This window comes from Spongiactinospora gelatinilytica, from assembly GCF_003236385.1.
GTDB classification, from domain to species: Bacteria; Actinomycetota; Actinomycetes; order Streptosporangiales; family Streptosporangiaceae; genus Spongiactinospora; species Spongiactinospora gelatinilytica.
In genome coordinates, this window is record NZ_POUA01000201.1 from 1 (window position 1) to 13,682 (window position 13,682).

Here is a 13,682-nt window from a genome sequence, read left to right on the forward strand (position 1 = left end):
GGCCTTGGCCGCTTCGACCAGGGCGGCGGGGTCGCCGAGGCGGGCCAGCACCCTGGCCACGGCCTTGGGGTCGCCGGTGCCCGCCCGGTCCGCCTCGATCCGCGCGCGCAGCTCGGCCACGAACGCCAGCCGCTCGTCCTGGCGGAGTACGCCGTGCGCGAGGTCGGCCGCCCTACTCACATAGTCCAAGACCAGCCGATCGGCACGCTCGCTCACACCAGCACCTCCTCCGCAGGCATCCACACGCGAGGCCGGCTGCCTTGCTCACGTACACCAGAACCAGCCGACCGACACGCTCAGGCACGCCGTCACCGCCGACGCCTCGCCGGCATCCACGCGCGAGACCGGCCGCCCTACCCGCGTACGCCAGAACCAGCCGGTCAACACACTCAGGCCCGCCGTCGCCGCCCCCGCCTCGCCGGCATCCACGCGCAAGGGGCTCACATCGCCCAAGACCAGCCGGTCGGCACGCTCGCTCATGCCGTCGCCTCCCCGCAACGCAGGCCAGCCGGTCGGCACGCTTGTTCATGCCGTCGCCTCCTCCGTCACGCAGGCATCCCACGGTAGCGGCAGGAGGCGATCATGACCTGGTCGTTCGCCGCCATACCATGAAAGCTGGACCTGAGAGGGGGACGCCGGTGAGCGTCGAGTTCGCCGACTGGCTGCGCGGGCGCGACGATGAGGAGCTGCGCGCTCTCGTCGCCGCCCGTCCTGAGCTGGTCACCCCCGTGCCCGCGCACGTCGAGGGGCTGGCCGCGCGGGCCGTCACGCCGTCGGCCACCGGCCGGGCGCTGGACCGGCTGGACCGCTTCGCGCTCGCCGTGCTCGAAACCCTCGTCCTGCTGCCCGCCCCCGCCGACCTGGTCGAGCTGCGCGATGTGCTGGCCCGTGGCCTGCGCGAGAGCGCGGCCGGTGACCTCGAAGCGGCCCTCAGCGGCACGCTGCGCCGGTTGCGCGGCCTCGCCCTCGTCTACGGTCCCGACGACTCGCCCATGCCCGCTCCGGGGGTGAGGGAGGCGCTGTCGCCGCCCGCCGGGCTCGGCCCGCCCGCCGCCGACGTCTTCCGCCACCACTCGCCGGAACGGCTGGCCGAGATCACCCACGACATCGGCGCGGGCCACCGCGACGGCGAGGTGCCCGTCCTGCTCGGCGACCCCGCCGTGGTCGAACGCCTGGTCACGGAGGTCTCGCCGCAGGCCAGGGCCGCACTCGACGAGCTGGCCTGGGGCCCTGCCGCCGGGCGGCTGGCCAACGCCCGCCGTGCCGTACGCGCGGACACGGCGCAGTCGCCCATCGAGGAGTTGCTGGCCCGCGGGCTGCTCGGCGCGACCGGCGACGAGACCGTGGCGCTCCCCCGCGAGGTCGCCCTGTACCTGCGCGACGGCCGTCTGCACCGCGACCTGCTGACCTCGCCGCCGCCGCTGCGCGGCCCCGAGCGTGACGCCGCGCTGACCGACCGCACGGCGGCGGGGCAGGCGTTCATGTTCGTCCGCGCGGTGGAGGAGTTGTGCGAGCGGTGGAGCTTCGACCCGCCGGGCGTACTACGCACGGGCGGGCTCGCCGTACGCGACCTGAAACGCGCCGCTCAGGTGCTCGAACTACCCGAGTGGTCGACGGCGCTGGTCGCGGAGGTCGCGTACGCGGCCGGGCTGATCGTGGCCTCCGGCGGGGTGGACGGCGAGTGGCTGCCCAGCCCGGCGTACGACGCCTGGCGCGTCAAGCCGGGCGAGGAGCGCTGGGCGGCGGTGGCCGGGAACTGGCTCGCCACGGACCGCGCGCCCGGCCTCGCCGGTGAGCGCGACGACCGCGACCGGCTGCTGAACGCGCTCACCCCCGAGCTGCGCAGAGGGGCCGCCCGCGAGGTCCGCACCGCCACGCTGGCGATGCTGGCCGCGGCCGGGCCGGGCGTCGCGCCCGACCCCGCGTCCGTCCGTGACCGGCTGGCCTGGGAGCAGCCCCGCCGCCGCGGCGCCTACCGCGACCGGCTGGTGGACTTCACGCTGCGCGAGGCCGAGCAGATCGGCGTGACCGGCCTCGGCGTGCTGGCCGGGCACGGCCGCGCGCTGGCGTCCGGCGACACCGCGCAGGCCGCCAAGCTGCTCGGCCCACTGCTGCCCGAGCCGATCGACCACGTACTCCTCCAGGCCGACCTCACCGCCGTCGCGCCCGGCCCGCTCACCGGCGACCTGCGGCGCAGGCTCACGCTGGCCGCCGACGTGGAGTCCACGGGCGGGGCGACGGTCTACCGGTTCAGCGAGAGCTCGATCCGCCGCGCCCTCGACGCGGGGCAGAGCGGCGAGGAGCTGCTGGCGATGCTCGCCCACCACTCCGCGACCCCGGTACCACAGCCACTGAACTACCTGGTCACCGACGTGGCGCGTAGGCACGGGCGGATCAGGGTCGGTACGGCGGGCGCGTACATCCGCTGCGACGACCCCGCCGTCCTCGACCAGGTACAGGCCGACCGCCGAACCGTGCCGCTGCGGCTGCGCCGGCTCGCGCCCACCGTGATCGCGTCCCGCTCGGCGCGGGCGGCCCTGGTGGACGGCCTGCGCGCGATGGGGTACGCGCCGGTCGCCGAGTCGCTGGACGGCGACGTGATCGTGTCCCAGCTCGACGCCCGCCGCGCGGAGGGCGCGCCGCCCGCCCGCCCGGTCACGCTGGTCGGCGGGCTGGACCGCGACGTGGTGGCGGCGGCGGTCCGCGCGATCCGCGCGGGCGACGCCGCGCACCGGGCCAGGCGGCCGCCGGTGGAGTCGCCGGGCGGCCAGGTGCCGCGGTCGCCCGCCACGGCCACGATCAGCGCGTTGCAGCAGGCGATCCGGCAGGGCGGCCGGGTGTGGATCGGCTATCTCGACAACCAGGGGCAGGCGACCAGCCGCATCCTGGAGCCCGCCCGGATGGAGGGCGGCTACCTGACCGCGTACGACGAGACGCGGGCCGCGGTCCACCGGTTCGCGCTGCATCGGATCACCGGGGTCTCCGAGGTGTCGGACGGCGGCTGAACGCTCGCCGCCACGGGACTCCGCCCGGCATAACGTGGTATCTCTTGACGTGTCCATGCACGGCCGAACGAAAGACACGAAGTGAGCACCCCATCAGATGACCCTCAGGGGCCGGGCTACGGGCAGCCGGGGTACGGTCCTGCTCCGGGTCAGCCGGGGTACGGGGAGTCGGACTACGGACAACCGGGTTACGGACAGCCCGGCTATGGACAACCCGGCTATGGACAACCCGGTCACGGGCAGCCGGGCTACGGACCGGGCCCAGGGCAGCCGGGCTACGGGCAGTACCCGCCCTATGGTCACGGCCAGGGACACCCGCAGTACCGCAACCCGGACGCGCCGCGCACACACGCCATCATCGCCCTGGTCGTCAGCATCGTCCTGGGCTTCAGTTGCTATGTCACCCTCGGCGGCGTCGCCGGGGCGATCCTTTCCGGCATCGCGCTCAGCAGGGTGGACACCGAGCCCGACCGGGCGCGGACCCTCCTGCGCTGGGCCTGGATCAGCATCGGCATCAACATCGCCCTGCTGGTCGTGGGCCTCGTACTGCTCATCGTGGCGGCCAACCAGGACTTCATCTGACCGCCCCGTGGGCCGCGGCCCACGTTTTAACCGTTCGCGGGATTGCGGGGACCCGCCGTCTTGTTGGATAGAGGTCAGCCGTACGGACCCCCGGGAGACAGCCTTGAACGACGGCCCGCTGATCGTCCAGTCCGACAAGACCCTGCTGCTGGAGGTCGATCACCCCGCGGCCGACGCGTGCCGTAAGGCGATCGCGCCGTTCGCCGAGCTGGAACGCGCGCCCGAGCACGTCCACACCTACCGGGTCACCCCACTGGCGCTGTGGAACGCCCGCGCCGCGGGTCACGACGCCGAGCAGGTGGTGGACGCGCTGATCGCGCACAGCCGCTACCCGGTCCCGCACGCGCTGCTGGTCGACGTGGCCGAGACCATGGCCAGGTACGGCAGGCTGCGCCTGGAGAAGCACCCCGTCCACGGGCTGGCGCTGTCCACCTCCGACCGGGCGGTCCTTGAGGAGGTGCTGCGGTCCAAGAAGATCGCACCGCTGCTCGGCCCGCGCATCGACGGCGACTCCGTGGCCGTCCACCCGTCCGAGCGCGGCACCCTCAAGCAGGCCCTGCTCAAGCTGGGCTGGCCCGCCGAGGACCTGGCCGGCTACGTGGACGGCGAGGCCCACCCGATCAAGCTCAACGAGGACGGCTGGCAGGTGCGCCAGTACCAGCGCGAGGCGGCCGACTCGTTCTGGCACGGCGGGTCCGGCGTGGTCGTGCTGCCGTGCGGCGCGGGCAAGACCATCGTCGGCGCGACCGCGATGGCGCACGCCCAGGCCACGACGCTGATCCTGGTGACCAACACGGTCAGCGCCCACCAGTGGAAGCAGGAACTGCTGCGCCGCACGTCGCTGACCGAGTCGGAGATCGGCGAGTACACCGGCACCCGCAAGGAGATCCGCCCGGTCACCATCGCGACGTACCAGGTGATGACCACCCGGCGGCAGGGCGTCTACAGGCACCTTGAGCTGTTCGACGCCCGCGACTGGGGGCTGGTCGTCTACGACGAGGTCCACCTGCTGCCCGCGCCGATCTTCCGGATGACGGCCGACCTCCAGGCCCGCCGCCGCCTCGGGCTGACCGCCACGCTGGTGCGCGAGGACGGCCGGGAGGGCGACGTGTTCTCGCTGATCGGGCCCAAGCGGTACGACTCGCCGTGGAAGGAGATGGAAAACCAGGGCTGGATCGCCCCGGCCGACTGCGTCGAGGTCCGTGTCACGCTGAGCGATGACGAGCGGCTGGCGTACGCGATGGCCGAGGCCGACGAGCGCTACCGGTTCTGCGCGAGCACCCCGGCCAAGACCAGGGTCGCCGAGGCGCTGGTCCGCCGCCACACGGATGAGCAGGTGCTGGTCATCGGCCAGTACATCGACCAGCTCGACGAGCTGGGCGACCATCTCGGCGCGCCGGTCATCAAGGGCGAAACCCGCATCCGCGAGCGGGAGCGGCTGTTCCAGGCGTTCCGCGACAAGGAGCTCCGGGTGCTGGTGGTGTCCAAGGTCGCGAACTTCTCCATCGACCTGCCGGAGGCGTCGATCGCCATCCAGGTCTCGGGCACCTTCGGCTCACGCCAGGAGGAGGCCCAGCGGCTCGGCCGGGTGCTGCGCCCGAAGGCGGGCGGCGGCGGGGCCCGCTTCTACTCGGTGGTCAGCCGCGACACCGTGGACCAGGACTTCGCCGCGCACCGGCAGCGTTTCCTGGCCGAACAGGGGTACGCCTATCAGATCGTCGACGCCGACGACGTGCTCAGAGAAGACCGGCCCTCAGCGGACTCATAGCGGCCGACAGCGACTTGCGACCGATAGTGACATTCCACCCAAATCCGGACATATAACGCGGGTCGTTTGCTGACGTGCTCGCCGGCGAATAGCCGATCGCCCGACTGGACGCCAGCGAACCGACTGGACGCTGGCGAACACGTCACGGATTTGTCAGGTCCACGAGATTCCGCGGGTCTTTGACATTCCCACCACCCCCTCGCTTGGCCCGGCCTTGGCCAACTGCGGCATACCCCATGATCCGGTCCAATCACCGGACTCGCGAGGCTTTTTCCGGAAAAACTCCTAGAATGACGCACGGTGCCGGAATAATCACCCGACGAGCATTCCCCCCAAGAACAACACGGCCTCCGCAGTCACCCACGACCCGATCGCCACGATCATGAGCGGCAGGAAGGCTCGCGGCGAGCGCGTCAGCCATGCCGCCACCGAAGAACTCCCCGCCACCACCGCGAACAGGCCGGAGATCGTGGAGACCACCTCCAACCGGCGGGCGCACTGATCCCCCGGCTCCCCCGGCGAGCAGAACGCCTCAAGCCCCCACCCCGCATAGACCGACGCACCCCACAGTGCGGCCAGCAGCAGCACCGCCACGGTCGGTATAACGGGAGATATCGCAACTTGCCGGCGTGTCACTCCGCAAAATTACCCGGTCCGGCGCCATCTCAGTCAGCGAACCCGCCGCGAAGCGCGCCGATTTAATACGTGGAGCCCCCGCTCGCCGTAGCGCTAGGCTAGTGGGTTCTGACCTCAATCCATCATCACCTCCGTTCCAACGTCGTACGCGCGCGGCTCCCCCGCGCCGCCGTAACGTCCCCGATCCGGCAAGGAGGCCGCTTCAGCATGCCCGCGAACAGGCTCGCCCCAGACATACGGGAGGGTGACGACCCCGGCGACGTACTCGCCGCCGAGCGGCGGCACCTGGCCCTCTCCCGCGCGGCGTTGCGCACGATGCGCGAGCACGCCCGGTCGCTGTCCGCCGACGCGGCGGGCGACTGGGTGTCCCAGCAGATCCTCCAGGCCCTGCTGGAGGAGCGGGTGGAGGCGCTGGCCGACCACCCCGACGCGCCGCTCTTCTTCGGCCGCCTGGACCGCTCGGCCGACGACGACCTGCCCGGCACAATCCACGTCGGCCGCCGGCACATCCACGACGAGGGCAGCCGCCCGCTCGTCATCGACTGGCGCGCCCCGGTCTCCCGGGCCTTCTACCAGGCCAGCCCGGCCCAGCCGATGGACATCACGCGCCGCCGCAGGTTCGGCTACCACGGCGGTACGCTGACCGCCTTCGAGGACGAGCACCTCGAAGGCGCCGACGGCGACGCGCCCGCCGCCTCCCGCATCCTCACCGAGGAGATCGAGCGCCCGCGCACCGGCCCGATGCGCGACATCGTCGCCACCATCCAGCCCGACCAGGACGACATCGTCCGCGCCGACCTGGGCCTGACCGTGTGCGTGCAGGGCGCGCCGGGCACCGGCAAGACCGCCGTGGGGCTGCACCGGGCCGCGTACCTGCTGTTCACCCACCGGGAGAAGCTGGCCCGCTCCGGCGTCATGATCGTCGGTCCGAACCGCGCGTTCCTGTCCTACATCTCCTCGGTGCTCCCCGCGCTGGGCGAGGTCAAGGTGGAGCAGACCACCATCGCCGGCATCGTCGGCGAGCACGCCGCCCCCGAAGACCCGGCGGTGGCCGCGCTCAAGGGCGACCCCCGGATGGCCGCGATCCTGAAGCGCGCGCTGTGGCTGCACGTCACCAAGCCCACCGAGGGCGTCCTCTACACCCGCGGGGCGAGCCGCTTCCGGGTCGCCGACCACGAGGTACGCGAGATCGTCGCCTCGCTGCGCGGCACCACCCGGTACAGCCCCGGCCGCGCCGCCCTCGCGCAACGGCTGGCGCACGCCGTGCTGGTGCGGATGGAACAGCGCGGCGAGTCGCCGGACGACCGGGTCCAGGACGCGGTCGCCCGCTCCAAACCGGTCAAGCAGGTCCTTGACGCCGTGTGGCCGAAGGTGACGCCCGAGCAGGTTCTGTTCCGCCTGCTGAGCGACGCCGAGTTCCTGGCCAGATCCGCCAGATCCGACCTCGAACCGGCCGAGCGCGAGCTGCTGACCTGGGCCAAGCCGCCGCGGTCGCACAAGTCGGCCAAATGGACGGCGGCCGACGCGGCACTGCTGGACGAGCTGGCCGACCTCATCGAGCGCACGCCGTCCATCGGCCACGTCGTGGTGGACGAGGCGCAAGACCTCTCGCCCATGCAGTTGCGCGCGCTCGGGCGGCGCTGCCGTAACGGGTCGGCGACCGTGCTCGGCGACCTCGCCCAGGGCACCACGCCGTGGTCGACCCGCTCGTGGCACGCGGTGCTCACCCACCTGGGCCGCGACTCCGGCGAGGTGACCGAGCTGACGCTCGGCTTCCGGGTGCCCAGAGAGGTCCTGGACTTCGCCGCGAGGCTGCTTCCCGAGGTGGCCCCTGAGCTGGCCGTCCCGCGTTCGCTGCGGCCCGGCGCGGGCTCCCTTTCGGTACGGCGGGCCGCCGCCGGCGCCCTCCCCGGTGCGGTCGAGACCGCGGTCCGCGAAGCGCTCGGCCGCGAGGGATCGATCGGCGTGATCGCCCCCGACGCCGCCATCGCCGCCCTGTCGGCCGCGCTCGGCACGGCCGGCCTGGAACACGGCGTCCTCGGCCCCGACTCCACGGGCGAGCACCGCCTGCTGATGGTCCCGGCGACGCTGGCCAAGGGTCTTGAGTACGACCATGTGATCGTCGTGGAGCCGGCCGACATCGTGGCCGCCGAACCTCGCGGTCTGGCCCGCCTGTACGTGGTGCTGACCCGTGCGGTCACCACGCTGACCGTCGTACACGCCCATGAACTACCGGCCGCCCTCGTCGACGGGTCGCCGTCGGCTTCGTAGTAGTTTTTCGGTTTATGGGGGAGTTCGGGGTAGAAGTTCGGTTCGGCACTCTGGCGGACATCACGCCGGTGTTGGACTTCTGGCGCGAGGCGGCCGAGGACACCGATCGGCACGATTCCGCTGATCAGGTGACCGCGCTGATCCGGCACGACCCCGAGGCGCTGCTCCTCGCCGAGCTGGACGGGGAGCTCGTCGGCACGCTGATCGCGGGCTGGGACGGCTGGCGCGCGCACTTCTACCGCCTGGCCGTACATCCCGATCACCGGCGCAAGCGGATCGCGACGACGCTGCCGGCCGCCGCGTAGGCGCGGTTCATCCGGTTCGGCGCGTTCCGTGCCGACGCGATGGTGCTCCAGGACAACGCCCTCGCGCACCACGCCTGGAGCGCCGCGGGCTACACCCGCCAGCCGCAGCGGCGGCGCTGGGTCAAGCCGCTCCCCCGGTGACCCCGGCCCCACCGCCGCGTGCGGCGGCCGTCCGGAAATGAGCCGGCGGGGGCTGTGGAACGAGTTCTACCGGCCGTCGTTCCCCATGCCCCCGCCTGTCACGGTCCCGGGTCCTGTCACGGTCCCGGGTCCTGTCGTGGTCCCGGGTCCTGTTGCGGTCGCGAACCGTTGATCAGCCGGCGACCGGGAGGTCGACCTCTGCCGGCACCGGGGCCGGGGCCGCCTCCTCGACCTTGTCCCGCCGCACCACGTCGGAGACGTCGGCCGGCTTGATCGCGTCGCCGTCCTGGGCCCGGTCCACGGCGCTGCCGTCCTCGTGGGCGCCGTTGTCGCCGTGGTCGCCGTTGTCGGCGCTCTGGTCGATGGAACTGGCGTCCTCGCCCGTGCCGCCGCACGCGACAGAGGCGACGTCCACCGTCTGGGACTTGCCCTCGCTGACCGGGACGGTCACCGCCATTCCGGTGACGTTCAGCCGGCCGTCGGCCCCCCGGACCTGCTTGTTCAGCGTGACCGAGGCGGTGCCGGCCTTGCCGAGGTCCACCGGGATGGTGGTGTTGGGCGCGGGGTTCGCCTCGATGGGGCGGTCCCCGATACGGGCGCCGGCCAGGGTGGTGACCCCTTCGCCGCCCGCACAAGTGGACTTGATGGCGTCCGCGGTGATCCGCTTCTCCAGCGTGCGGATGTGCGCCGCGCTGGCCTCGGAGCGGGACTCGTCCGCCGTGGCCAGCAGGCCGGTGGCGGTGATGAGCTGGTCTTCGTGGCTGCCCAGCGCGACCCTGCGGGCCGCCTGGCCCTGCGGCGACTCGACCTTCGGAATCGGGTTGATGTGCACCGGCCCGTTGGCCGAGAGCACGTGGGCGGTGGACGGCGAGTCGGTACTCGCCTGTGAGGCCGACGCGGCGGCGCTCACCAGCGTCGAGGCGGCGGCGATGGCGAGTGCCGCGGCCCCGACGAGGTGTCTGCTGAGACCCATTTTCCCCCCTGTGGGTGACAGATTTCGAATGCGGCCAGGCGTGGTGCTCCGGCGGACGCCTAGCGCGTGATGATGACGACGGTGCCGAGCGGTACCCGCGACAGCGCTTCGAGCGCGCTGTCGGGCGCTCGGATGCACCCGTGACTGACGGCCCTGCCGAAGACCGACTTGTCGGGCCAGCCATGGAACGCAACGGTCCCCGGCCCGCCGCCGTAGGAATCCAGCGTTGCGGAATGCGTTCCCGTGGGCATGACAGTCGAGCCGGACTCTCCCTGCCCGCGCAGCAACGCGAGCACGAAGGTCCGCCCCAGCGGAGTGGGCGTCTTGGGAGCGCCCACTCCGACGGTCCACCGGCCGATCGCCCGCCCGGACCTGTAGACCGTCAGACGCCGCGCCGCCCTTTCGACCCTTACCAGGTAGGGCGTCCGTGCGACCCGAAGGCCGCCCCCCGCCCCGGAGATCCACCCTGTCGCGCGGTTGGGACGCGAAGGAAGAAGGACCTTGAGCCACCCTGGCTTGGTCTGGACGACGGGCACCCACGTCGGGTTGCCGAGCTGCAGACTCGGCAACACCGCGACGGGCGGACCGCCGGGACGCGCGTGGACCGGCCGATCTCCGACCGGATGAACCACCACGCCCGTCCCCTCCGAAAGCGGCGCGGTGTCCCGCGCCACCCCGCCCAGCGCCGTGAACGTGGTCGCCTGCGGCAGGAAGGTCATCCCCGCCTCAGGCGACACGCTCGAACCCGCCGCGAACATCATGAGCACGGCCACGATGGAGATGCCGCCGTACGGTCTCCTCCTCGCCGCTCGCTGGCTCATGAAAGCTCCCCTGCTGGCTGTCCGACCCGGGGGAGACTATCGAGGCCCCGATCGGCCGATCAGCCGCACGGACAAGTGCAGACCCAGGGTTTACGGGCCACTGGCACAGGCCCCCTCGGCCCTGCCCGCCGCAGAACCGGCCTTGTCCCGCCCGCGAGCCGCCGTTCGAGGCCACGGGACGAGGCGCCGGAACGCGAAGAGGGCGGCCCCCGATGGGAGCCGCCCTCTTTGTGTCGCTGTGGTGACGTGGTGACGTGGTGACGTGGTGACGTGGTGACGTGGACTCAGAAGTCCATGTCGCCGCCGCCGCCCGGCATCGCCGGGGCCTTCTCCTTCTCCGGCTTCTCGGCGATGACGGCCTCGGTCGTCAGGAACAGCGCCGCGATCGACGCCGCGTTCTGCAGCGCCGAACGGGTCACCTTCGCCGGGTCCAGAATGCCCGCCTGGAACATGTTGACGTACTCACCCGTCGCCGCGTTCAGGCCCTCACCCGGGGTCAGGTTGCGCACCTTCTCCACGACCACGCCGCCCTCAAGCCCCGCGTTCACCGCGATCTGCTTCAGCGGCTCCTCCAGCGACTTGCGCACGATCGCCGCGCCGGTCGCCTCATCGCCCGACAGCTCCAGCTTGTCGAACGCCTTGGTGCCCGCCTGCAACAGCGCCACACCACCGCCGGGCACGATGCCCTCCTCCACGGCCGCCTTGGCGTTGCGGACCGCGTCCTCGATACGGTGCTTGCGCTCCTTCAGCTCCACCTCGGTCGCCGCACCGGCCTTGATCACCGCAACGCCGCCGGCCAGCTTGGCCAGCCGCTCCTGCAGCTTCTCCCGGTCGTAGTCCGAATCGGTGTTGTCGATCTCGGCCCGGATCTGGTTCACCCGGCCGGCGATCTGCTCGGCATCCCCGGCGCCGTCCACGATCGTGGTCTCGTCCTTGGTCACCACGATCTTCCGCGCCCGGCCCAGCAGGTCCAGGCCCGCCGTCTCCAGCTTCAGGCCCAGCTCCTCGGAGACCACCTGACCACCGGTCAGCGTGGCGATGTCGCCCAGCATGGCCTTGCGACGGTCACCGAAGCCCGGCGCCTTGACCGCGACGGAGCGGAACAGGCCACGGATCTTGTTGACCACGAGGGTGGCCAGGGCCTCGCCCTCGATGTCCTCGGCGATGATGACCAGCGGCTTGCCGGCCTGCACGACCTTGTCGAGCAGCGGCAGCAGGTCCTTGTTGGCCGAGATCTTGGAGTTGACGATGAGGATGTAGGCGTCCTCGAAGACCGCCTCCATGCGCTCGGGGTCGGTCACGAAGTAGCCCGAGACGTAGCCCTTGTCGAAGCGCATGCCCTCGGTGAGCTCCAGCTCCAACCCGAAGGTGTTGCTCTCCTCGACGGTGATGACGCCTTCCTTGCCGACCTTGTCCATCGCCTCGGCGATGAGCGAGCCGATCTCGGGGTCGGCGGCGGAGATGGACGCGGTGGAGGCGATCTGCTCCTTGGTCTCCACGTCCTTGGCCAGCTTGGACAGCTCCTCGCTGACCCGCTCCACGGCCGCCTCGATGCCCTTCTTCAGGGCCATCGGGTTGGCGCCCGCCGCCACGTTGCGCAGCCCCTCGCGCACCAGCGCCTGGGCGAGCACGGTGGCCGTGGTGGTGCCGTCACCCGCGACGTCGTCGGTCTTCTTGGCGACCTCCTTGACGAGCTCGGCCCCGATCTTCTCCCACGGGTCCTCCAGCTCGATCTCCTTGGCGATCGACACACCGTCGTTGGTGATCGTGGGGGCGCCCCACTTCTTCTCCAGCACGACGTTGCGGCCCTTGGGCCCAAGGGTCACCTTCACGGCGTCGGCGAGCTGGTTCATACCGCGCTCGAGACCGCGCCGGGCGTCCTCGTCAAACGCGATCATCTTGGCTGCCATAAGGCTAGACCTCCCAGATACAGGGTGGCTTGCAGCGGATCGAGCCGACGCCCGCGACGGCATGTGGACCCGCTTCCACACGACACCGGACGTCGTGGTCGGCGAGGCCCCATCGCCTCGATCCCGGTTTGTCACTCTCGACAGGAGAGTGCCAACGAACTGTTTAGCACTCTACCCCGGGGAGTGCAAGCGTGAACCCTCGTGACCTGCTGACCTGCCGATCTCTCACCCCTCCTGGGGCGCCCGCGCGCGTCGCCCGCAACGCTGATCCGCCGATGGCCTGGTGAGGGTCACCGGCCACCGGCGGATCTGGATACGGCGTGTGTTTGCGTGATTGTGCAGTTTTTGCGGTAAGGAAAGGGACCGAACTGCGAAAAGGGGAAGGCCCGGTCCCTTCGGGTGGGCCGGCGGCATCCGGCGGAACCGCGCGGACTGCGCTGCCGCACGCTTTCCGGACACACCGGCCCACCAGACGTTCCACGTGTGGATGACCCGCCTCACCCGCCCGGCGGCTCGGGGTCACCCTCGACGCCGACGGGCCGGCTATGCGGCTCAGACCGTCCGGACGGACTCAGCCTGGGGCCCCTTCTGCCCCTGGGTGATCTCGAACTCCACCCGCTGGCCCTGCTCCAACGAACGGTAACCGTCCATCATGATTGCCGAGTAATGGACAAACACATCCTTACCACCGTCTACCGCGATGAAGCCGTAGCCCTTGTCCGCGTTGAACCACTTGACGGTGCCCTGCGCCACTTTCCGACTCCTCTTGCTGGGCTCCGGGCCGCACCCATTCCTCTGCGCGGCCCGCGATCTCCGAGGCGGAGATAGAGCCGGAAGTGTGGAACTCCCGGATAGTTGGGAGACCAACTTCTTACTCGTACTCGGCAACGTCGATCGAACTCGACCATACCTGTGGGACGGCATTGAGCAACAGAGTCAGGGCGCAAACTCACTCTTGACGATCGCTCATAGCTTGTTGAGAGACTTTTCTTCCATCGAATCTATGGTTAAATCTTGCACCATTACCTATGACGGGAATGGAACAGTGCCCGCTTAGCCGCCCGTCTTGGGGCGCCCTGGACACAGACTTCCGGGGCCATAACCCCATTCCCTCCACGGACTGCGACGCTTCCCGCACAACCCGCACACAGCGGTCCAACCCCCTCGTCCCGTTATGGGCCCCCACCCGATGTAATGAAGTGGTTGGAGTTCTGTGACCACCGCCTCCCTGCCGGGGCCTCTCCTGGCAGGTGGGAGCGCTTCCCGGGGG

At 71.1% G+C, this 13,682-nt stretch carries 11 protein-coding genes and 1 pseudogene; 5 read left to right on the forward strand and 7 right to left on the reverse strand.

Features of this window, described 5'->3' with window-relative positions; genetic code table 11:
- Positions 1 to 216, reverse strand: a pseudogene (locus C1I98_RS23290) (hypothetical protein); the annotation flags it as partial.
- Positions 217 to 264: 48 nt separating this feature from the next.
- Positions 265 to 480: a hypothetical protein gene (locus C1I98_RS23295; protein WP_146607582.1), complete on the reverse strand. Its 216-nt coding sequence runs from the start codon at positions 478 to 480 to the stop codon at positions 265 to 267.
- 128 nt (positions 481 to 608) lie between these two features.
- On the opposite strand from C1I98_RS23295, the gene C1I98_RS23300 reads away from it, so the two are divergent.
- The 3 genes from C1I98_RS23300 to C1I98_RS23310 all read left to right on the forward strand — a co-directional run bounded on the left by C1I98_RS23300 (position 609) and on the right by C1I98_RS23310 (position 5,355).
- Positions 609 to 3,005 carry a helicase-associated domain-containing protein gene (locus C1I98_RS23300; protein WP_111169561.1) on the forward strand — a complete coding sequence of 799 codons (2,397 nt, stop codon included), beginning with the start codon at positions 609 to 611 and terminating at the stop codon, positions 3,003 to 3,005.
- Positions 3,006 to 3,086: 81 nt separating this feature from the next.
- The gene (locus C1I98_RS43085) at positions 3,087 to 3,587 is read left to right on the forward strand and encodes a hypothetical protein (protein WP_199537148.1); all 501 of its coding nucleotides are present in this window, start codon (positions 3,087 to 3,089) and stop codon (positions 3,585 to 3,587) included.
- Positions 3,588 to 3,690: 103 nt separating this feature from the next.
- The gene (locus C1I98_RS23310; RefSeq protein ID WP_111169562.1) at positions 3,691 to 5,355 is read left to right on the forward strand and encodes a DNA repair helicase XPB; all 1,665 of its coding nucleotides are present in this window, start codon (positions 3,691 to 3,693) and stop codon (positions 5,353 to 5,355) included.
- A gap of 312 nt (positions 5,356 to 5,667) precedes the next feature.
- Here C1I98_RS23310 and C1I98_RS23315 read toward each other — a convergent pair whose 3' ends face one another.
- Positions 5,668 to 5,949 (reverse strand): hypothetical protein, encoded by a 282-nt coding sequence (locus C1I98_RS23315; RefSeq protein ID WP_146607583.1) that lies wholly within the window; start codon positions 5,947 to 5,949, stop codon positions 5,668 to 5,670.
- A gap of 249 nt (positions 5,950 to 6,198) precedes the next feature.
- Here C1I98_RS23315 and C1I98_RS23320 point away from each other — a divergent pair, with 249 nt between their 5' ends.
- Both C1I98_RS23320 and C1I98_RS23325 read left to right on the forward strand, forming a co-directional pair.
- On the forward strand, positions 6,199 to 8,262 hold the full coding sequence (locus C1I98_RS23320; RefSeq protein WP_111169564.1) for a HelD family protein: 2,064 nt from the start codon (positions 6,199 to 6,201) through the stop codon (positions 8,260 to 8,262).
- Between the two features lie 14 nt (positions 8,263 to 8,276).
- Complete coding sequence (locus C1I98_RS23325) at positions 8,277 to 8,567, forward strand: GNAT family N-acetyltransferase (protein WP_233508105.1); 291 nt, start codon at positions 8,277 to 8,279, stop codon at positions 8,565 to 8,567.
- 313 nt (positions 8,568 to 8,880) lie between these two features.
- Here C1I98_RS23325 and C1I98_RS23330 read toward each other — a convergent pair whose 3' ends face one another.
- The 4 genes from C1I98_RS23330 to C1I98_RS23345 all read right to left on the reverse strand — a co-directional run bounded on the left by C1I98_RS23330 (position 8,881) and on the right by C1I98_RS23345 (position 13,165).
- Entirely contained in the window at positions 8,881 to 9,681 is an 801-nt protein-coding gene (locus tag C1I98_RS23330) for a choice-of-anchor P family protein (protein WP_111169565.1), read from the reverse strand.
- Positions 9,682 to 9,740: 59 nt separating this feature from the next.
- On the reverse strand, positions 9,741 to 10,502 hold the full coding sequence (locus C1I98_RS23335; protein ID WP_111169566.1) for a L,D-transpeptidase: 762 nt from the start codon (positions 10,500 to 10,502) through the stop codon (positions 9,741 to 9,743).
- Between the two features lie 284 nt (positions 10,503 to 10,786).
- On the reverse strand, positions 10,787 to 12,412 hold the full coding sequence (gene groL, locus C1I98_RS23340) for a chaperonin GroEL (RefSeq protein ID WP_111169567.1): 1,626 nt from the start codon (positions 12,410 to 12,412) through the stop codon (positions 10,787 to 10,789).
- Between the two features lie 552 nt (positions 12,413 to 12,964).
- Positions 12,965 to 13,165 (reverse strand): cold-shock protein, encoded by a 201-nt coding sequence (locus C1I98_RS23345; RefSeq protein WP_106250594.1) that lies wholly within the window; start codon positions 13,163 to 13,165, stop codon positions 12,965 to 12,967.
- Positions 13,166 to 13,682 lie beyond the last annotated feature (517 nt).

Bases quoted from the DNA above. Each gene is read 5' to 3' on its own strand.
- C1I98_RS23295 (WP_146607582.1), bottom strand. From the start codon at position 480: ATGAGCGAGCGTGCCGACCGGCTGGTCTTGGGCGATGTGAGCCCCTTG.
- C1I98_RS23300 (WP_111169561.1), top strand. From the start codon at position 609: ATGAAAGCTGGACCTGAGAGGGGGACGCCGGTGAGCGTCGAGTTCGCC.
- C1I98_RS23320 (WP_111169564.1), top strand. From the start codon at position 6,199: ATGCCCGCGAACAGGCTCGCCCCAGACATACGGGAGGGTGACGACCCC.
- C1I98_RS23325 (WP_233508105.1), top strand. From the start codon at position 8,277: ATGGGGGAGTTCGGGGTAGAAGTTCGGTTCGGCACTCTGGCGGACATC.
- C1I98_RS23330 (WP_111169565.1), bottom strand. From the start codon at position 9,681: ATGGGTCTCAGCAGACACCTCGTCGGGGCCGCGGCACTCGCCATCGCC.
- C1I98_RS23335 (WP_111169566.1), bottom strand. From the start codon at position 10,502: ATGAGCCAGCGAGCGGCGAGGAGGAGACCGTACGGCGGCATCTCCATC.
- groL (WP_111169567.1), bottom strand. From the start codon at position 12,412: ATGGCAGCCAAGATGATCGCGTTTGACGAGGACGCCCGGCGCGGTCTC.